Annotated in this window: 11 protein-coding genes; 7 read left to right on the top strand and 4 right to left on the bottom strand. The window is 57.5% G+C overall.

What is annotated here, in order from left to right:
- Positions 1-17 precede the first annotated feature (17 nt).
- Positions 18-1,409 carry an acyltransferase family protein gene (locus Pla52nx_RS02635; RefSeq protein WP_146518148.1) on the top strand — a complete coding sequence of 464 codons (1,392 nt, stop codon included), beginning with the start codon at positions 18-20 and terminating at the stop codon, positions 1,407-1,409.
- A gap of 3 nt (positions 1,410-1,412) precedes the next feature.
- On the top strand, positions 1,413-2,357 hold the full coding sequence (locus Pla52nx_RS02630; protein WP_146518147.1) for a hypothetical protein: 945 nt from the start codon (positions 1,413-1,415) through the stop codon (positions 2,355-2,357).
- 503 nt (positions 2,358-2,860) lie between these two features.
- Here Pla52nx_RS02630 and Pla52nx_RS02625 read toward each other — a convergent pair.
- The gene (locus Pla52nx_RS02625) at positions 2,861-5,308 is read right to left on the bottom strand and encodes a sodium-translocating pyrophosphatase (protein ID WP_146518146.1); all 2,448 of its coding nucleotides are present in this window, start codon (positions 5,306-5,308) and stop codon (positions 2,861-2,863) included.
- A 230-nt stretch (positions 5,309-5,538) separates the two neighbouring features.
- On the opposite strand from Pla52nx_RS02625, the gene Pla52nx_RS02620 reads away from it, so the two are divergent.
- The 4 genes from Pla52nx_RS02620 to Pla52nx_RS02605 all read left to right on the top strand — a co-directional run bounded on the left by Pla52nx_RS02620 (position 5,539) and on the right by Pla52nx_RS02605 (position 15,571).
- Positions 5,539-6,216 (top strand): bifunctional 4-hydroxy-2-oxoglutarate aldolase/2-dehydro-3-deoxy-phosphogluconate aldolase, encoded by a 678-nt coding sequence (locus tag Pla52nx_RS02620; protein ID WP_146518145.1) that lies wholly within the window; start codon positions 5,539-5,541, stop codon positions 6,214-6,216.
- Positions 6,213-7,301 (top strand): sugar kinase, encoded by a 1,089-nt coding sequence (locus Pla52nx_RS02615; RefSeq protein ID WP_146518144.1) that lies wholly within the window; start codon positions 6,213-6,215, stop codon positions 7,299-7,301. The genes Pla52nx_RS02620 and Pla52nx_RS02615 overlap by 4 nt, the downstream gene beginning before the upstream one ends.
- Positions 7,302-7,814: 513 nt before the next feature.
- Positions 7,815-8,558: a DUF1223 domain-containing protein gene (locus tag Pla52nx_RS02610; RefSeq protein WP_197454231.1), complete on the top strand. Its 744-nt coding sequence runs from the start codon at positions 7,815-7,817 to the stop codon at positions 8,556-8,558.
- Positions 8,559-9,349: 791 nt separating this feature from the next.
- Positions 9,350-15,571, top strand: coding sequence for a hypothetical protein (locus Pla52nx_RS02605; protein ID WP_146518142.1), 6,222 nt, complete (start codon positions 9,350-9,352; stop codon positions 15,569-15,571).
- Positions 15,572-16,120: 549 nt separating this feature from the next.
- On the opposite strand, the gene Pla52nx_RS02600 is transcribed toward Pla52nx_RS02605, so the two are convergent.
- From Pla52nx_RS02600 to smpB, 3 genes are all read right to left on the bottom strand, one after another.
- Positions 16,121-17,485, bottom strand: a complete 1,365-nt coding sequence (locus Pla52nx_RS02600) for an ABC transporter permease (protein ID WP_146518141.1) — start codon at positions 17,483-17,485, stop codon at positions 16,121-16,123.
- Between the two features lie 61 nt (positions 17,486-17,546).
- Positions 17,547-18,224 (bottom strand): ABC transporter ATP-binding protein, encoded by a 678-nt coding sequence (locus Pla52nx_RS02595; RefSeq protein WP_146518140.1) that lies wholly within the window; start codon positions 18,222-18,224, stop codon positions 17,547-17,549.
- 459 nt (positions 18,225-18,683) lie between these two features.
- Positions 18,684-19,190, bottom strand: coding sequence for an SsrA-binding protein SmpB (gene smpB / locus Pla52nx_RS02590; protein ID WP_146518139.1), 507 nt, complete (start codon positions 19,188-19,190; stop codon positions 18,684-18,686).
- Positions 19,191-19,472: 282 nt separating this feature from the next.
- Between smpB and lipA the strand changes: the two genes are divergently transcribed.
- Positions 19,473-20,390: a lipoyl synthase gene (lipA, locus tag Pla52nx_RS02585; RefSeq protein WP_146518138.1), complete on the top strand. Its 918-nt coding sequence runs from the start codon at positions 19,473-19,475 to the stop codon at positions 20,388-20,390.
- The last annotated feature ends 29 nt before the right edge of the window (positions 20,391-20,419 follow it).

Raw genomic sequence — 20,419 nt, 5'->3', positions numbered from 1 at the left:
TTTGGTAATCCGCGATCATGGACACGATTCCCCTGCACCCACAGCCGAACCCTCACGGTTCCGGTGAGCCCTCACGCGGCGATCACGGAAATGGGACCGTCATTGCCGGCCAAATCTTTGGCGATGCGGTTTCCCAGCCCCCCAGGCCCGCCAAATTGCCCGGCTTGGAGGCAATCCGCGCTTGGGCGGCCTTGGGAGTGGTTCTCCTGCACGTGTGTGTGCCGTACTTGCAAAATCCGATGCCCGGATTGGTTTGGCCGATCACCGATGCGACCGATTTTTGCATCGACTGCCTGTTCTGGGGTATCGAAGTCATCGTGATGCCGGTGTTCTTGTTCGTTGCCGGCTTCCTGGTTTGGCGATCCTTGCGCCGAGGCGGACCCGGGTTGTTGGTCCGCAATCGTGCTCGACGACTGCTGGTCCCGTTGGCCTTTGCGATGCTCGTGATATTGCCCATTGAGCCCTTCATCTGGGTCCTCGGCTTCGTCTCCGAAGGACTCGTTCCGGCTGTGAAACTCAAGAGCCTCAAGGTCGATGGCGAACTGGGGAGAAATCTTTGGGGACTCAGCCACCTGTGGTTCTTGCCCTATTTGTTTCTGTATATCGTCGTGGTCGCCTTGGGTGATTGGGCGGTCGGTCACTATCAAACGGCTCGACGCATATTGGACACATTGATGGCTCGTCCGATCGTCGTGCCACTGCTGCTGATCGGACTGGCCGCCGCCGTCCTGATCGTTCGCCCAGAAGTCGTCTGGGGATTTCAGCACGCATTTCTGCCGGTGCCGAGCAAGTGGATCTACAGCGGATGTTTCTTTCTCGGCGGTGTCCGATTGGGCGCTCGCGATTTTGAGCTTTCCGATCTGGCGCACCATGCGCGTCGACTGATTCCCGTCGCCGTGCTGTTGATGGCCACCTCCGTCATCTTGGGACGCTGGCACTTGAGCCTGCCACCGAGTGAAACCAAGAGTTATCAAGCGGCTCATTACGTCCTGGCGATCTTGACCGCATCAGGCGCCTGGGTGGCGACGATGGCGGTGATGAGCATCGCCGTGTTGATGGGTGATCGCGTGTCCAAACGAACCAAATACCTCGCGGGCGCTTCGTTCTGGATCTACTTGGTCCACCACCCGCTGCTCGGTCTGGTCCACATCGACCTAAAATGGTTGTTGCCCGGCGCTTCGCCGATGATCAAAGCCGCGATCGCATTCGTCGTTGTCAGCGCGGTATGCCTGGTGACCTACGAGGGACTCATTCGTCGCTCGGCACTGGGGCACTGGCTCGGCCTGGCACCAGCGGATGCTGCACCGGCGGATGCTGCACCGGCGTCGCGACCGAGCGAAGCAAGTCCCGACACCGTGGACATCCCAGCCGTCGCGGAGCCCAGCCGCGAAACACGCCGCGCGGCATAACCCATGGGGCTCATTCAATCCAGCTTTCGACTGCTACTCTACGCTCAACAACAGGGGTGTTCGTTCCAGTCGGTCGCCACCATCGGTCGACAACAGATCTACCTGCGGCCGGACGACGTGCGAGAACTGGCGACCGAGTACCCGCAGTCGCCGCTCGCCGCTGGCGGTGTCGACCCACCGTGGGGAGAATTCAACGAGCCCTTCCTCAAAGAATCGCTCGGGTGTTCCTCCATCGAATCGATCGACTATTCCGACTTCGAACAAGCCACGCTGCTGCACGACATGAACCAGCCCATCGGGCCGGACTTGGACCAACGTTTCGATGCCGTGATCGACGGTGGCACACTGGAACACCTCTTCAACGTCCCGGTCGCATTGGCAAACTACATGCGGATGGTTCGAGTGGGCGGCTGTGTTGTTCTATCCACCAACGCCAACAATCACTGCGGGCATGGTTTCTATCAGTTTTCGCCTGAACTGCTTTATCGCGTTTTCAACGCCGCCAACGGATTCCAAATCTTGAAGATGCTGGTGGTGGAGCATCCGTATCCCGGTGCCGAGTTGTCGTCGTCGCAAATTGCCTACGAAGTCATCGATCCGGATGCGATCAAGCAACGGGTCGGTTTGGTATCACACCATCCGATCTTGGTCATGGCACTAGCCAAACGAGTTGCCGATGTGCCGATCTTTCAATCGATGCCGCAACAAAGTGACTACCAAACACGCTGGGACGAATCGACAGACTCGCCCGAGAACAGCGGCACAACAACGCAGATACCCGAGCGTCCCAAGACAGCGTTTGGCAAAATCCGCCGCGTGCTGGGCAACACCAAACGAGCCCTCGAGCGACGACTACCGCAACGTCTCGAGCAAGCCCTCAATGGACAACGCCAACGCAAAGAGTACTCACTCCAAAACAAACAGTTCTACCGCCGCTGGAAACCCTAAGTAGAAAGTAAGTGCCCGCCCCCTCTTGCCGGGAACCGGGACAAATTCCGTCCCAAAGGGGCGTTATGAATTCCGTCCCGAAAGGACATGACATAAAGCCCAGGGCAACGTTGTGAAGTATTTTATTTCGCTGCAACGCGGAACATAGCAGAACAAAACACAACCGAGTGAAAGTTCATTGGGGCACGAGTGCATAGTCGCGGATGCGACGGCAGCATAAAGCATGGGGCGTCAGCCCCACGGGATGCCACATGACCGCGTCCGACAAGCCGCGAAGCGGCGACAGAAACGGCACGGCATCCCACACAATCTGTCGCCGCCTTCGCGGCTTGGCTGGGACCGTTGCCAAATGTGACCTGGGACTGGCGTCCCAGGCTTTACGCTTCCGCCGCCTCCGCGGCTTTCAGACGAAGAGACCTGTCTGGGTATCTCGAAGCAGGTGCGAGGTCTCTATCGTCCTCGGCAAGAAACTTTGTCTGCGTCCTCGCCGATGTCTTGGCTGCTCAAAACAATCCCAATGCGACCAGGGAATATCGAACGATCAGGCCGGCGACGACGACGCTGACCATGCTCATCAGTTTGATCAAGATGTTCAAACTCGGCCCGCTGGTGTCTTTGAAGGGATCACCCACGGTATCGCCAACGACGGCTGCTTTGTGTGCATCGCTGCCCTTGCCACCCAAGTTTCCCGCTTCGATGTACTTCTTGGCGTTGTCCCAAGCGCCGCCGCTGTTGGCCATGAACACGGCCAAGCAAAAACCGCTGGTCAGGCAACCCGTCAGCAAGCCCAGTACACCACCGACGCCGAGCAACAATCCCACGGCGATCGGCATGCACAGCCCCAGCAAACTGGGCAGGATCATCTCGATCTGTGCGGCTTTGGTGCTGATTGAAATCGGAGTCTCATAGTCCGGCGTAACACTGCCGTCCAAAATACCTGGGTTCTCTTGGAACTGACGGCGGACTTCGATCACCATGCCCTGAGCCGCACGCCCCACGGATTTCATCGTCATCGCACAGAACAGAAACGTGCTCATCGCACCCAAGAACAACCCCACCAGCACTCGCGGATTCATCAACGTGACGTCGTAGTACCGCAAGTAATCTCGTAAGTCCGCCCTGGCGACCGAAGTCAATCCAGGTGACAACGTCTCTGCACCCACATCGAACATTCCCGCCGGGACGATGTCTCCTTGGACCGCATCTCGCCATTGGGCTTTGGTTTCGTCGGATAGGTCTTGCACAAAGAACACGTTTCCTGTGTCGCCTGTGCAAGTCACCAGTAGGTTGTTGGATAGTTTGTAGTCGCCGTCCACGCTGACGGTTTGTGCAAACTCGTTGCCCCAGCGGTCAAACCCGTCGCGGACGCCTTCGACATAGGCGGCCAACAACGCCAACGCGGTCAGCGCCGCGGAGCCGATCGCGAAACCTTTGCCGGTCGCCGCCGTGGTGTTGCCCAAGCTATCCAGGGCATCGGTGCGCTTGCGGACTTCCTCGGGCAATCCCGCCATCTCCGCGTTGCCGCCCGCATTGTCTGCGATGGGGCCGTACGCGTCGGTGGCCAACGTGATTCCAAGCGTACTCAACATTCCCACTGCGGCGATGCCCACACCATACAGGCCGAGGGCAAAATAACTGGCGTCATCAAAGTTGCCGCCGGAGGCAAAGGCGAACGACCCCAACATGGCGGCACAGACGATGCAGACCGGCACCCAAGTACTCATCATGCCGTCGGCGACTCCGCCGATGATGATCGTTGCAGGTCCCGTCTCGGCTTGCTTGGCCAATCTCTGCGTCGGTGAAAACTCATCGCTGGTGACGTACTCGGTCCACTTACCGATTCCCCAACCGGCCGCCAAACCGATCACGATACTGATCGCGATTCCCGGAATGAAACCCAGCAACATGGTGCCCGGCGTGGCCGGCATCAACAGGATCGTCAAGCCGACCGCAGCAACACTGACCATCCATGCAGCCAAGTTGATGCCTTTGGCCAATGCGTGCAGCAAGGCGAGTTGCGAAAGTTGTTCGCCGGTTTTGACCATGTGGATGCCGACGATGGATAACAAGATGCCCACGGCGGAGATCGCGATCGGCAGCATGAACGCCGCCAGTTGAGCGCTCGTTTGGTCGACACCCTCGGGGAGCAGTTCCGACGAGCTAAAGGCAGCCACGCCGAGTGCGGCGGCAGCGAGGATGGAGCCGCAATAGGATTCGTAGAGGTCGGCGCCCATGCCGGCGACGTCACCCACGTTGTCGCCCACGTTGTCCGCGATCGTTGCGGGATTTCTTGGGGAGTCTTCTGCAAGGCTCTGTTCGACTTTGCCGACGAGGTCCGCACCGACGTCCGCGGCCTTGGTAAAGATCCCGCCACCGACGCGGGCGAACAGGGCTTGCGCGCTGGCCCCCATTCCAAATGAGAGCATCACGACTGAGATCTGTGGCAAGGTGAAGACGTACTGTTCGCCGAACTGCGGCATCACCCAGTACAGAAAGCCGAACCAGAGGCAAACGTAACTCAGCCCCATTCCCACCACGGTCAGACCCATCACGGCACCGCTGCGGAAGGCGACTTGCAGTCCATCGTTCAAGCTATGTTGTGCCGCAGCGGCCGTACGATTACTCGCCATGGTGGCTGTTTTCATGCCGAACCAGCCACACAGCCCGCTAAAGAAACCGCCGACTAAAAAGGCAACGGGAACAAACCCGCTCTGAACCTTGAGCCCGAATGACATCCCGGCCAACAGCAGAGCGACCGCAACAAAAACGATCGCCACCCATTTGTTTTGTTGCTTGAGATAGGCACCGGCACCCTTGCGGACGCTCGCGGCGATGTCTCGCATCTCCTGGTTGCCTTCGTCGGCACGCAACATTTGTTGATAGAACCGGTATGCCCAAACCAGCGCCGTCACCGACGCGCCCATCGCCAATGCCCAAATCGCGATTGCCATGATGCCTCTCCTTTCCGGTTGTCAAAGCATGTTTCATGTGCAGTCATCAGCTCACTAACACCTCGGGATCCAGGTTCGTGTTCGGCTGAGACGCAGTCAGTATACAGGAAGCCGATCACGCGATGGGAAGCCCCGTGGCCCCTTAGTTGCCCGTTAGCCGCATCGGCCAATAGTGCGTACAATGCGGCTTGTCGTATCGTATCAACTGCTGCCAGCCCTTGGGGACAATCATGAAGTCGCAGTTTTCTGAGGAGTCACTCGACCGCATCCGACGGTGCGGCGTGATCGCCGTGGTCGTGGTGGACGAGCCCGCTGATGTGGTGCCGTTGTCCAAGGCACTGTTGGCTTGCAAAATCGATGTGATCGAGTTGACGTTGCGGACGCCCAAGGCGATCGATGCGCTTCGGCGAGTCAAAGACGAGGTGCCCGAGATGCTTGCCGGCGTGGGCACGATCCTGACGGCCGACCAGGTACGCGAAGTAAGCCAAGCAGGCGCGGCGTTTGGCGTCGCCCCGGGTTTGAATGCCAATGTCGTCCAGGCGGCTCAAGATTGCGGGTTGCCTTTCGCGCCCGGTGTGGTCACACCCTCGGAGATCGAATCCGCCGTCCAACTCGGTTGTCGGGAATTGAAATTCTTTCCCGCCGAAGCAAGCGGTGGGATCGACTACCTGCGCAGCGTGGCGGCGCCCTACGCGCACTTGGGTTTGCAGTACATTCCGCTGGGCGGAATCAAAGCACATTGTCTTGCCGAGTACTTGCACGACCCTGCAGTCTTGGCTGTCGGCGGTTCATGGATCGCGCCGCGAAAACAGATCCAAGACAAAGACTGGTCGTTGGTCATCGATCGGGCGACCGAAGCAAAACGGATTGTCTTGGAAACGCCCCACCGAGAAAAGAAAACGAAATGAAGCGTATCGTGACATTCGGCGAAATCATGGGCCGACTGACGCCTCCCGGTTTTCTGCGGCTTACTCAAGCAATGCCGGGAACACTCAACGTGACCTTTGCCGGCGCGGAAGCCAATGTGGCGGCTTCGCTGGCGAGGTTCGGCGGGGATGCCGTCTTTGTCACCGCGTTGCCGGACAACGATCTGACCGACGCGTGCATCGCATCACTGCAATCGCTCGGAATCGCATCGCATGTGATCCGCACCGACTATGGTCGATTGGGACTCTATTTTTTAGAGACCGGAGCCAATCAGCGTCCCAGCCGCGTCCTCTACGATCGTGATCAGTCGGCGATCAGCCTGACCGAGCCGAGTGTTTACGATTGGCCGGCGATCTTTGACGGTGCCGACTGGTTTCATGTCACAGGCATCACGCCGGCGTTGTCGCAAGTGGCGGCCGATGCAACGCTGGACGCGGTCCGAACGGCAAAGAAACTTGGGCTGACGGTCTCCTGCGACCTCAACTTTCGCGGCAAGCTGTGGCAATGGGGCTCCGATGCGACTCCGCGTGAATTAGCGGGCGAAGTGATGCGGCAGATCTTACCGCACGTGGATGTCTTGATCGCCAACGAGGAAGACTGCGGCGATGTGTTGGATATTCGAGCCGAGTCGACGGACGTTCACTCCGGGCAACTGAATGAACAACGCTACCCCGATGTCGCTCGGCGTGTGGTCGATGAGTTTCCCCAGCTGCGTTTGGTTGCCACGACGCTGCGCAATAGTGTCAGTGCGTCACACAACGACTGGGGCGCCATGTTGTACGACGTCAATGACGATACGGTGTGTTTTGCGCCGACCGTCGACGGCCAGTACCAGCCTTATGAGATACGTAACATTGTGGATCGAGTCGGAGGCGGGGACGCATTTGCGGCCGCGCTGATCTTTGCATTGACCAGTATCGATGGTGCAACCCACCGCGACGCCTTGGATTTTGCCGTCGCCGCGTCGTGTCTCGCCCACAGCATCGTCGGCGACACCAACTTCGTCAGTCGTAGCGAAGTGGAGGCATTGGTCGCCGGCCGGGGATCGGGTCGAGTCGTCCGATAGGGTTTTCCCTCAGAACACTGATCGTTTGTAACCCGTGTCAAATGATGTAGGCCTCACGACCGTGTATTGTGCGATTTTGGCGGACCTGCGACAAAGCGGCGACGATGATAGTTGTGCCAAGAACTGCCTTCTGAAATCCGTTGATGACGGAGCGAACAAGGGGAGCTGGCGTGTGATGTACGGCGCGGCTGCCCTTACCGCCTTTTCATTCGCGCCGGCTCCCCCTCTTCGTTTCACCGTCGCTTAGCTTAAGGAGGAGGTTTCCTAAATAGCCGCAGCGCACAGCAGACGTCCCACTCGATGCCAAGGTTTGACAGAAACACTGTGCAGTGCTGTTTGATCCCAATACCGTTCAGTGAAGTCGCCGGTTGCGGCGATTGCGTTTAACCGCAATACCGTTCAATTTTCCGAGTGGGGCAGCAAGACAGAATGTCCATTGCCATAGCATCGCGATCATTCCAGAATCATGATCAACTGATTCTTTTGACCTCTACCAAACCTGGGAATGGTGTCATGGCATCTCGGTACAGATGTTTCCTTCTGATCGCTTTGGCTCTGGTCCTCTGTGTGACACGAACGCACAGCCAAGCCGCGGGGCCTGGGATTGCCGTGGTCGAGCTGTTCACTTCACAGGGATGCAGCAGTTGCCCACCGGCCGATGCGGTGTTGCGGCAACTCTCCGAAAGAGCGGACAAGGACCGGGTGTTGGTTCTGTCATTCCATGTCGACTATTGGAATCGCCTTGGTTGGCGAGATCCCTACAGCAGCGCTCAGGCGTCCGATCGCCAACGTGCCTACGCCACAGTGTTTGAGTCAAGTCGTGTGTACACGCCACAGATGATTGTCGGTGGGGTGCAGCAGTTTGCTGGTTCCGACGTCAAGAAAGCGAACGACGCGATTGCGGAGGCATTGCAGCGTCCGGCAACCTGTACGATCAAACTTTCTAAGCAGTTGGACGACGCGTCGATGAATATTCAGTATGCGGTGAATGGACACCGGGAACGTGACGTACTGAACCTTGCGATCGTTCAGGATGTCAGTCCGATCGAAGTCACCCGGGGTGAAAACGCGGGGCGGTACCTAGGGCACGCCAACGTGGTTCGGCATTTTCAGGTGGTGGAACTGGACGAATCGGGCAGCGGCAGCGTGTCGATCAAATTGCCCAAGGAGTTGGTGCGGGCGGATTCCCAGTTGATCGCTTACGTGCAAGACGCCAAGACGTTCGCCATTTCCGGCGCCATGGCGTTGTCTCTGTAAAGAGCGACGCTCTAAGTTTTGCGGCGTTCCTTCCGGCTTGCGCTGCTCAAAGTTTGGGGTTGTGGCATTTTGGGTTTGCGCGGACTCTGCTGTCACCTCCACCAAAGAATTTGGGGGAGGTGACACGGGGAATAAAACGGTGGCATCAAAAGACGTGTCAACACCACACTTAGAGCAGTCCAGGGATTGAACGCCACTGTTGGCGAAATACAGTGATGCCATCGCGTTTTAAGCGGGACGTTTTCTATCGCACCAGTGGCGGTTGAACAGCCCGCCGCTCTGTCGCGCAAGGCGGCACGACCGTCTTTTGCCGTTTTTCGGACACTTCTCGCTGATCGCCACCCCGCAGAACTCTCGTTCCCAGGCTCACGCCTGGGAACGCACTGCCACGGAGGCTCTGCCTCGCGAAAATCAGCGTGGTCTGGAAATTGTCAGCAGATCGGCAGGCAGGAGCCTGCCAATCATTGGGTTCCCAGGCAGGAGCCTGGGAACCAGTGGTGGCGATCAGCGAGAACTGCCGTTTTTTTTCGTCAAAACGGCCCTAAAATCATCGTTATCGGTGAATTCCTCTAAGAATTTCGGTTCTCGGTCGTCTCATTTCTCGGCGACCGCCTGATTCACAGCTATGGATTCAGGACCAGAAGTCAAACTTTTCGCGGTTTCCCAACCGCTGCTTTGAGCTGCGATAATGACGTGGCTCACAAACCTTCCCCACCGGGTGAACTGTCATGCTGCTACAACGAATGAGTGTCCTAGTCCTCACCCTACTCTCTCTCGCGTTGAGCCCAGCAATGGCGGAACCCATTGGCGTCATGGAACGCTACGCCCTGACCAAGGATCGTGAAGCCGTTTTGGCCGAGTTGATCCCCGGCAGCGACGACTATTTTTTCTACCACTGCCTCTACTATCAGACGTCGGGTCAGTTGGAGAAAGCGGATGCGGTCTTGGCCGATTGGTTGAAATCCCACCAAGGCCGGCCGACGGACCTGATCGACGCGATGACCGACCGTCAGCGTTTGCTGACTTATCAGCAGTCGCCCCAACGCACCATCGACCACTTGATCAACCGACTGGGTGTCAATCTGGATCACTCGCCGCCGATCATCAAAGGCGAGCGACGCTTTCCTAGCCGGCTGGATGACGCGTTGTTGAACATCGACACCTTGGTCAACGACGCCTTGCGTTTGAACGATCAGCTCAAACCGGTGGGCATGCGAAACTTGGCGAAGCGGTTTTTGTCCGGCAAGACGGCAGGCCTTTCGATCGGCCTGACGGATTTTCTCAAACGCGTCGATGGACCGTACATCGATGACTTGGACCAATTGGTCATCCGTGAATTGAGCGAGCGGCCAGCCAAAGACGTTCGTTTCGGCGATCTCTCCGCGCACAACCAATTGACCGGTCCAGAACTCGATGCCGTTGCGGCAAAGATCCCCGCGATCAAAGACGACAATGCCTTCGTCTCTGCAAAGCTCGCGAGACTGCGTCCATCCGATGACACGGATCTCAGTCAACAGCCAGCGGTCCGACATGACTACCTGCAGCGAGTCGAGGCCTATGTCCGCACGCTGCCGGCCAGCTACAACTCTCTGAAAGCATCGGCAACATATCGGCTGTTGGAATCGAATCTGCGATCTGGGCAGTTTGATCAAGCCCTCTTTCTGCGTTACTTGCAACTGCCACGCAACAGTTCCATCGTTCACCCCGAGTGGATCAAGCGAGCGGGGAATCGAGCCAGCTTGACCGATGACTTCACCGGCATGGCTTTGCTGCCACCGGTGGGCGACGAACATCACTTGGTTCGTGCGTACCTGGAGCATTTCCTCCAGGACGCGGCGGACACACGTGTCTTTGATCAATACATCGACCCCGCGTACCTGCGACGCGTATTTGCCGAAACCAAATTGATGGCCGGCGTGGGCGATCCCAACCAGTGGTACGACACGCTGTCGGCCGAGCAGCGGCAAGCGATTCGTGATGCGATGCAACTGACGTTGTCGGTACAGATCAAGGAACGTTTTGGCAGCGAGGATCCGACCGAACTGTTGGTCGACATCAAGAACATCGATGAACTCGTCATTCGCATCTATGAGATCAACACGCTGGCCTACTACCGATCCAATGACAAAGCGTTGAACACAGACATCGACTTGGATGGGCTGGTCGCCACTCACCAACAAACATTGAAATACACCCAACCGGCGGTCCAGCGTCACCGTGAACGGATTCGTTTGGACGAAGTCACCGGACGTGGCGTTTGGGTGGTCGATCTCGTCGGCAAAGGTCTGCGTGCCCGCGCCATGATCCGACGTGGCGAGATCCATCACGTCGACCAAACGACGGCCGACGGGATGCAAATGACCGTCTTGGACGAAAACAATCGACCGATCGCCGACGCCAAACTGATCATCGGCTCTCAAGAGCTGGAGGGTGACGATCAGGGACGGATTTCCATCGCACCAATCGCCCAGTCCGTTGCCCGCACGGCGTTGTTGAGCGACGGCAAAATCACCACTCAGGTCAAATTCCAGCACTTGGTCGAGTCGTATCAGCTTTCCGCAGGCATGCTGATCGACCGCACGATGATCCAAACGGGCGGCGAGACCGACATCGTCATTCGCCCGCAGTTGAAACTGCAGGATCAAATCATCGCCCCTTCGACGCTCAGCGACATCAAAGTACGCATCGAAGCGGTGGACCTTGACGGGATTGCGACCACGCGAGAAATCGATGATTTGAAACTCGATCAAAACAACGAGCTGTTGGTGCCCATTCGCATCCCTCCGCGTTTGGTGGATTTGAAGGTCACTTTGGAAGGCCAACTGGTTTCGATCTCTGATCGTCGACGCGTCAACCTTTCCACACAAGAGACTTGGGAGATCGCCGGGATTCGCCGATCGAGTCACACGCTCGATACGTTCTTGACCCGAGACGGCGAGGAATTCGTCATTCACGTACTGGGACGCACCGGTGAGCCGATCCCAGGGGCCGCCGTCAGCGTTGCATTGACGACCGAAGCACGTAATCAGAACGTCGACGCGATGTTGCAATCAGACGAGCAGGGCAAAGTTCGCTTGGGCAAGCTCGATGGAGTCACCGCCATCCGCTACGGCGTGGTCGGTGCAATGAACCATCAGCAAGAATTGAAAATGAACCAAGTGGTCTGGCCGTCCACGATACACCTCGTCGCCGGCGACTCTCTCCGCCTACCGCTGGCTGAGCCGATCACGCAACCTCAAGATCGATTCCGTTTGCTGGAGTTGCGTGAACAAAGCTACCACAGCGATCGCTCGGACCAGCTTCGCGCCGAGGATGGTTTGTTGTCCGCGGACAAGCTGCCTGCGGGCGACTACTTGCTGATGGATCGCGACACCAACCGGCGAGTCAGCGTGGTCGTGGTTGATGGCATCGCCTATGGAAATGTAGTTGCCGGCCGAGTGCGCCACCGAGAGCTTTCCCCTGCCCAGCCGTTTTCGATCAAGTCGATCCAACGAGGGGCAGAGGAAATCACCGTCCAGCTTTCCGGTGACTTCGCGAACGTGCGTGTTCATCTCATCGGCAGTCGATACTTTGACTCCGTTTCGCCTCTGGATGAATTGAATCTACGTCAGTCTCCGCTTTCGGGTCGCGGTGTGAGCTTGCCACGCTGCGGCTACGTGAGTGATTTACGTTTGGGCGATGAATACCGCTATGTGCTACGTCGACGCTATGCGGACAAATACCCGGGCGTGATGCTGCCTCAAGTCAGTGTGTTGCTCAATCCGTGGGAAACCGAGGAAACCAGCAACGCCAGTCAATCTGCTCGCCGGGGCGACGCACCGCCACCATCGGCTGCTGCTCCCATGGCGGATGCGATGATGCGGGAAATGAGTGAGAAACGCGATGGCAGCCAAGTCACCTCCAGCGACTTTGATTTTCAAGCCGACGCGGGAACGATCATGGGGAACCTGCGGCCTGATGCCAACGGCATGGTGAAATTTCCAGCCGAGGCGTTCAAGGATTTGCCGCTGCTGCGAGTGCTGGCGGCCGATCCGGCTAACATCATGATGCACACCATTGCCACAGCCGAAACGGAGACACCTCGTGTCGATCTGCGATTGCCTCGAACTTTGACAATCGACCAACCGATGTCGTTCGAGCGCGCGGTATCAATCGTCTCGCCCGATCAGCCATTGGATCTGGCATCGCTGGGATCGGCTCAGCTCCAGGTCTACGGCGATGTCGCCTCGCTGATGAAACTCTATCAAACGTTGATCTCCGATAGCCGCTTTGCAGAATTTCAACCGCTGGCTCAGTGGCATCAGTGGAACGAGGAGCAGAAAGTCAAACACTATGCGGCACTGGCGTGTCACGAAACACATTTGTTCTTGTGGGTGCACGACCGTGAATTCTTTGACAAAGTGATTCGCCCGTACTTGGCCAACAAAAAAGAAAAACAGTTCATGGATCACTGGTTGCTGGAGAGCGACCTGACCGCGTATGCAGAACTGTGGCGATACTTTGAGCTGAATACTGCCGAACGTGCTCTCTTGGCCCTGCGTTTGCCATCGGCATCGGCCCGTGTGCAACGTGAGTTGGCCAACCGAATCGAGTTGATTGTCGACGATCATGCCAAGAATCGCAACCGCATCGAAAGTGCATTGCGAGTCCAGATGCTTGCTGAAACCACGGATACGTACGGGTTCGAGAAAGAGTCTATCTCCAACTTTGGTGTGATGGAGATGAGCAATGAAGCCTATGCGTTGGGAGGCATTGGAGGCGGCGCGGACCGGTCCAGCGGCGTGGCTCGCAAACGGGAGCAACTCAAAGCCATGAGCCAGCCCATGCCCGCCGCTCCGCAATCCCTGGCCTTCGGGCGTCGCTTGGGCAGAACTGCCGAACTGTCGTTCTATCAAGATCTTGACAGTACGAAACAGTGGGCCGAGAGTCAGTGGGATCGGGTCCGTACGGTCAACCCAGACGACCCCAACAACTTGATCACAGTGGATCCCTTCTGGCTGGACATTGCCAAGAGTGAGCTTGGTTCACTCGGCGTCTCCAGTCACTTGCTCGGTCCAGTGGAGAATCGCCATGCTGCTCTGGTTGCGTTGGCGTTGTCAGGTCTTCCCCTGCAAGCCGGCGACATCTCCCTGCCTGCCAAACCGGAGACCATTTTCAAGCCTGAGCACGCCGTTGCCATTGTGACCAAGCGACTGAAGAAGCTGGCGGATGCGGAGCAAGGTGAAAGCATTTTGGTCGGTCAACGATTCCAACGCGCCGGCGTCGCGACTCCTGCCAACGAGGTGCCGGCAGAGCCAACCGCTTTCCTGCCCGGAGTCGCCTACCAAGGCCAAACGGTGATTTCTAATCCGACGGCAGCGAGACGGACGGTGGACGTGTTCTGGCAAATCCCCTCGGGCAGCATCCCTCTGGCTGGCTCTCAATCAACCGACAGCCAGACGATCACGCTGGAACCTTACGCGGTTCAGTCGATTCCCTACCAGTTCTACTTCCCAGCCACCGGTGATTTCCAGCATTACCCGGCAACCGTTTCCGAAGAAGGCGAACTGCTGGCTCGCGGTGGCGAAAAATCATTCCAGGTGGTCGAGCAAATCGAAGACGAAGGTGTCACTTGGGAGTCCGTTGCCCGCGACGGAACCGCCCAGGACATCCAGCGATTTCTCGCCGATGCCAACTTGTTCCAACTCGACTGGTCGGCTGCACTGCATCGGATGAAGGAACCCGAGGTGTATCAAGTCATCATCAAGACTCTCGACGCAGCAGGTCTGCCGATCGATGAAATGTGGGCTTACTCGCTGAAACACCGCGATGTCGACGCGATACGTCACTACCTGTCGATCTGCGAAGACCTCGTCAGCCGTGTCGGTCCGGTACTGGATAGCACACTGCTGAGCATCGATCCGATCGTAAGACGCACCTACGAGCACTTGGAGTACTCACCGTTGGTTCGAGCACGCATCCATCGTTTGGGTGACGAGGACGAGATCCTCAACCCGACATTCTTGCGGCAATACCAAAGCTTTGTTCGCAATCTCGGATTCCACGCAAAAGTGCCGGATTCTGAAAAACTGGCGTTGACCTACTATCTGTTGATTCAAAACCGAATCACCGAAGCGATCGATGTCTTTGCGGAGTTGGATCGCGATACCATCGATACCAAACTGCAATTCGACTACGCGGCGGGTTACTTGGCGATGCATCGCGGTGATTTTGAATCGGCTCAATCGATCGCCCGACGGCATGCACAGCATCCGATTCTGAGATGGCGGCAACGATTCGGCGAAATGCAGTCTCAACTGCAACAGCGTCTGGATTTGGGCAACACGGAAAAGCTTGTTTCGGTTGAAGCTGGGCAACCCGACAAGGGCGTGCCCGTCGATTCGGGTGACCTAGCCGTGATGGATCGCGAACGAAACCAAGCCGACGCGTCGGTCCGCGAACCCAGCGTGATCGTCAATGTGGCGGGCGACGTGTTGCGGATCGATCATCGCAACACCAAACAGGTCACCTTGAATCTCTACGGAGTCGACTTGGAGTTGCTGTTCAGCAAAGCACCGTTTGTTCGCGGCGACTTGAAACGCATCGCGATGGTCCGACCGATGCACACCGATACGTTGGAACTGGATACGGAGACGGGCGTATCGACGTATCCGATGGACGAACGCATGCGTCGCCAAACGTTGTTGGTGGAAGTCGTCTCAGGTGCTTCACGCAGCGTGGCGTTGTTCTACGGCGGCGAACTAACGACCTATGTCTCCGAAGGATTTGGTCAGTTGCAAGTCACCGATGCCGTCAGTCACCGTCCCGTTTCAACGGCTTATGTGAAGGTGTACGCAAAGTATCCCAGTGGTGAGATCCGGTTCTACAAAGACGGGTACACCGATTCGCGGGGACGTTTTGATTACACGAGTGTCAGCGCGGGTGATGCCAAAGGCGCCCAGCGTTACGCGATCTTGGTGCTCAGTGACGAAAAAGGAGCAACGCTCCACGACGTCGCCGCACCAGGGACCTGATGGAGGTGGCAAAACGTTTAGCGGGGCACGCTATCGATTTGGAAAATCGAGCGACGATTGTCGTTCGACTCTCCGAGTCGAAAACGAACACCATCATCCGCTCAGGCACAAACCATACGTATTGTGCCGTACGCGTTATAGTCACCTCGCCCGAGGAGCTTGGGGGAGGTCTCACTTAGCCGTTGAGGCGAACGCGAGGGTGGGGTCGTCTGCGCAAGTCAGCGTTTGGAGGTGGCAAAACGTTTAGCGGGGCACACTATCGATTTGGAAAATCGAGCGACAATTGTCGTTCGACTCTCCGAGTCGAAAACGAACACCATCATCCGCTCAGGCACAAACCATACGTATTGTGCCGTACGCGTAATAGTCACCTCGCCCGAGGAGCTTGGGGGAGGTCTCACTTAGCCGTTCAGGCGAACGCGAGGGTGGGGGCGTCTGCGCAAGTCAGCGTTTGGAGGTGGCAAAACGTTTAGCGGGGCACGCTATCGATTTGGAAAATCGAGCGACGATTGTCGTTCGACTTTCCAAGTCGAAAACGAACACCTTGGCTCACGCCGACAGGTTGGAACCGACGTCGGTGCGGTAGGCGAACCATGCCGGCAAAAAGCCTGCGAACTGACCTAGCAATAGTACCAACGGCAGAATGTAGATTTCATAACTGCTGGTGGTGAACAAACCGATCTGCACTCCGGTGCGGTCTTCGATTTCACCGCCGTAAGCCCAAATCGCGAGGTGGGCCAAGAACCAACCAGCAACTCCACCGATCACGGCGATCAAGAAACTTTCGAACAGGATCACCAGTGTCACGGTTTCACGCCGAGCGCCCAACGCACGCATGACGGCGATGTCGCGCCGACGATCGTTCATCGAATTGTAGATTGCGACCAAGACACCCACCGCGGCGACCACGCAAGTGATCAACGTGATGATCAGCAGGGCGGTCATCAACGGACCGACCACCGCGTTCATCAGTTTGCTGATCTCGCCCACCGGTGCGGCCGCTTGGGCGCGAACGCTTTCGTTGACCATGTTCAACAAGATCGGAGCCATCGCGATTTGGCCGTTGCGGACCAGAATGGATGTGACCTCACGCTGCGCGATCGTCAGCGGCATGTTGCCACCGGCGTCGACAGGGTTCTCGGTTGGCTCGACTTCGGTTTCTTCGCCCGTGAGCGGTTTGGCGTGGTTTTCCAGCAGATAAAAGCCTTCCAAGTTGACGAACGTCGCTCGATCGTTGGGCGTGCCGGTCGGGTCCAGGATTCCGACAACCGTGAAACCTTGACCATGCCCAGTGCCCTCGGGATCGCCGTGGGTCGGTTTGAACTCGTCACCCACCGAGATCCCCATTTGCTTGGCGACTTGTGATCCCAATACGGCTTCGAAGTAACCGTGTTCCTCGGAGTGTGATTTCAACGCACGTCCCTCGCGAAACGTAAACGGTTCCTCCAGCGTCTCGCCATGTCGCAGCAGTTCAAAGAAGTCCGGCGTGGTTCCGACCACGCGAAACTCACCGTAGTAGTCACCCAGGGCGAGCGGAATGGCGTAGCCGCCATAGATCAAACTCGAGTAGATGCCGTCACGCTCGCCGAGCGACGGATCGCCACCAAAGCGACGGACCATCGCGGCTCTTTCGTCAGCCGGAAAGAACTCCATGTACTCCGTGAAGGGCAAGTTCTCGATCGGCTGACTGAGGTAATAGACGCTGTTGAGGGTCAATTGCAACGCGCTGCCCTTGGGGCCGACGACCAGGTTGTAGCCGACTTGAGCGTTACGACTGAACGCCTCGCTGACGATGCCGTAGATCGCCAGCACCAGTACGACGAGTGCGACTCCCAACGCCAATGAAATCGTGGTCAGAACGCTGGACAGTGAGCGATAGCAGAAGTTTCGCCAAGCGATGCGAAGCAATGACATAAGAGCGAACGTTTTGGGTGGGCGTGAGGGAGCGATTGAGAAAGCCGCGGTCGGAGCGGTCTCACGGGGTGGGCGACATCACTCGGTTGATCGTCGCCAAATCGTCGACGCGATCGAAGCGGGACGCGATGTCCATGCTGTGTGTGACCAATAGCAACGCGATGTCTTCGTCTCGGCAAGTGCTGCGAATCAGATCCAGCACCGTTTCTGCGCTGGCGGGATCCACGTTGGCGGTCGGTTCGTCGGCGAGCAACAGCTTGGGCTTGCTGGCCAGGGCTCGGGCGATGCAAACTCGCTGTTGCTGGCCGACCGACAACTGCTTGGGCCGATAGTGAGCACGATCGGCCAGACCTACACGGTCCAACAAGCTCATCGCGCGAACCGGGTCCAGGACACCGCGGCCAAAGGTCATGCCGAGTTTGACGTTTTCGATCGCGGTGAAGGCGGGCAACAGGTTGAATGTTTGAAACACGTAGCCGATGGAGGCGGCGCGAAATCGATCACGCCCTTGCTCGCTCAATCGCGTCAGCTCCAAACCATCCACGGCGATGCTGCCCGAATCGGGCAGCATCAGTCCGGCGATCAAGTGCAGCATGGTCGTCTTGCCGCCACCGCTCTGGCCGATCAATACGGCTTGTTCGCCTTTTGCGATCGAATACTCCGGCACATCCAGTACGGTCAAGGAACCGCCGCCCGGCTGAGCGAAGGTTTTGACCAAATCTTTGATGGCAAGCGTCATGAGCAATCGGTGGGAGGCAGGAAATGAGGATGCAAATATCAGCACGAAGCGTTAGCGGGTGAACAAAACACCGTGAGTCACTCACTAGCGTGTCGTGCTAGTGGTCTGGGACCTTAACTTAAGGGTAGTGGATCTTGTTAAAGATCCTGCAGTGGTGGGATCTTTGACAAGATCCACTACGGCAAACCCTAACTCTTAGGCGTCTCAGACCACTAGTGCATCGTCCAGTCTTGATTTTGGGGTTAGCCGTTTTGGCGTTAGCCACGGTTGAGTCGCGAAAACCGTGGCTAACGCCAAAACGGCTCATTTATCAAACCCACGTTCCAAGACTGGACGATGCACTAGTGTAAAAGGTTCAACTCGCTGTTTTGACACCGGGTCAGGGCGGCGTGCGTCGATCTCTTGAGAGTCTCTACGTCCGACACCTCCAAGAGGTTTGATGAAAACTGGGGCTTCACATCATCCGCGTCGCATCGCACGCTGCAACCCGCGATCGGTTTCGCGTTTTTTGATCGATTCGCGTTTGTCGTGCAGTTTTTTGCCGCGAACCAGTGCCATCACGCATTTGGCGATCCCGCGATTGTTGAAATAAACACGCAGCGGGACCAACGTCAGGCCCCTTTCCAACGCCCTGCCGGCGAATTTGTCGAATTCACGCTGGTGCACCAACAGCTTGCGTGGCCGTCGTGGGTCATGATTCCAAGAACCGGCGTTGTTGTAATGGCCGACGTCGGCACCGATGAGCCACAATTCCTGGTCTTTGATGCGAATGTGGGCCTCGTCGAGCGACAATTTGCCCTCACGCATCGATTTGACTTCGCTGCCGATCAGCATCATCCCGCACTCGATCGAGTCCAAAATCTCGTATTTGTGCCTCGCTTTGCGGTTTTCGGAGACCATTTTCAGCGCGGGCTCTTTGCCCTTTGCCGCGGTCTTTTTTGCTTTGGGTTGCTTTTTCTTTGCCATTGGGGAATTGTAGCGGGTGGGAATAGTTTCCAGAAGGAATCCGCTGCAGACAAACTGGGGACGCCCCCGGCACGTTGTCCTCGGCATTGGCGGGAACCGGCAGCGCTCCGGTTTGCTGATCGGTGCGACCCACTACAATAACCTGTGCCTCGGCTGGGATTCCGTCCTGCGGAGACGCTGTTTTCGCGCCCCGTGAGCCCGATTGCTCACCCCCCGGGATTTTCCCCTGCGGTCCTGAGTCCCCACCCGCTCCTGAACACTCGCTCCCCAGAACGCCCCTCCATGGCCTTTCGATTGCCCGTCGTCGCTGAACCAGAGATCCCTCAAGGCACGGACTTGAGCGGCAGCGGGCGTTTGCCGCGATGGCTCAAGCGGCCGATCCCCAAGAGCAACGCCAACCACATGACCGACGGCCTGATGGAGGAACTCGGTCTGGAGACGGTTTGTGACAATGCCAAGTGCCCCAACCGAATGGAGTGCTACAGTCAACAAACCGCGACCTTCATGATCTTGGGAAATGTTTGCACGCGACCGTGCGGTTTCTGTGCCGTGCATCGCGGCCGACCACCGCAAGCACCCAGTGGTGATGAACCGGATCGGGTCGCCGAAGCTGCCGCGCGACTGGGGCTCAAGCATGTTGTGATCACCAGCGTGACACGCGACGACCTGCCCGACGGCGGCGCGGATCATTTCTATCGTTGCGTCGTGGCCGTACGCGAGCGAACCGGCGCGACTACCGAAGTCCTGACGCCGGACTTTGTTCATTGCAAAGACGCCCTGGCGCGAGTGATCGAGGCCAAGCCCGATGTATTCAACCACAACATGGAAACGGTCCCACGTTTGTACCGCCGTGTCCGCGGACCCAAAAGTGATTACCGATGGACGCTGCAGATGATGCGCGACGTCAAACAGTACGACGCCGGAGTGAAAACCAAAAGCGGATTGATGCTGGGCTTGGGCGAAGAGCGAGGCGAATTGCTCGACGCGTTGGCCGACCTGCGAGAGTACGGCGTCGACTTCCTGACGCTCGGTCAGTACTTGCAACCGGGTGAGAAATATTTGCCGGTTGTACGGTATGTTCCGCCGGAGGAGTTTGATGAACTGGGCGATATCGCCCGAAGCATGGGATTCAAGAAAGTAGCCAGTGGCCCGTTTGTGCGCAGCAGTTACCATGCACGTGACATGGCCGAATCCCAGTAGCTCGGGTTGTGAAGCAAACTCAATTCGTT

It is taken from the genome of Stieleria varia (assembly GCF_038443385.1).
Classification (GTDB): domain Bacteria; phylum Planctomycetota; class Planctomycetia; order Pirellulales; family Pirellulaceae; genus Stieleria; species Stieleria varia.
Note: the sequence above shows the minus strand (reverse complement) of the source record. Positions and strands in the feature narration are given on the sequence as shown.

Bases quoted from the DNA above. Each gene is read 5' to 3' on its own strand.
- Pla52nx_RS02635 (WP_146518148.1), top strand. From the start codon at position 18: ATGGACACGATTCCCCTGCACCCACAGCCGAACCCTCACGGTTCCGGT.
- Pla52nx_RS02630 (WP_146518147.1), top strand. From the start codon at position 1,413: ATGGGGCTCATTCAATCCAGCTTTCGACTGCTACTCTACGCTCAACAA.
- Pla52nx_RS02625 (WP_146518146.1), bottom strand. From the start codon at position 5,308: ATGGCAATCGCGATTTGGGCATTGGCGATGGGCGCGTCGGTGACGGCG.
- Pla52nx_RS02620 (WP_146518145.1), top strand. From the start codon at position 5,539: ATGAAGTCGCAGTTTTCTGAGGAGTCACTCGACCGCATCCGACGGTGC.
- Pla52nx_RS02615 (WP_146518144.1), top strand. From the start codon at position 6,213: ATGAAGCGTATCGTGACATTCGGCGAAATCATGGGCCGACTGACGCCT.
- Pla52nx_RS02610 (WP_197454231.1), top strand. From the start codon at position 7,815: ATGGCATCTCGGTACAGATGTTTCCTTCTGATCGCTTTGGCTCTGGTC.
- Pla52nx_RS02605 (WP_146518142.1), top strand. From the start codon at position 9,350: ATGGCGGAACCCATTGGCGTCATGGAACGCTACGCCCTGACCAAGGAT.
- Pla52nx_RS02600 (WP_146518141.1), bottom strand. From the start codon at position 17,485: ATGTCATTGCTTCGCATCGCTTGGCGAAACTTCTGCTATCGCTCACTG.
- Pla52nx_RS02595 (WP_146518140.1), bottom strand. From the start codon at position 18,224: ATGACGCTTGCCATCAAAGATTTGGTCAAAACCTTCGCTCAGCCGGGC.
- smpB (WP_146518139.1), bottom strand. From the start codon at position 19,190: ATGGCAAAGAAAAAGCAACCCAAAGCAAAAAAGACCGCGGCAAAGGGC.
- lipA (WP_146518138.1), top strand. From the start codon at position 19,473: ATGGCCTTTCGATTGCCCGTCGTCGCTGAACCAGAGATCCCTCAAGGC.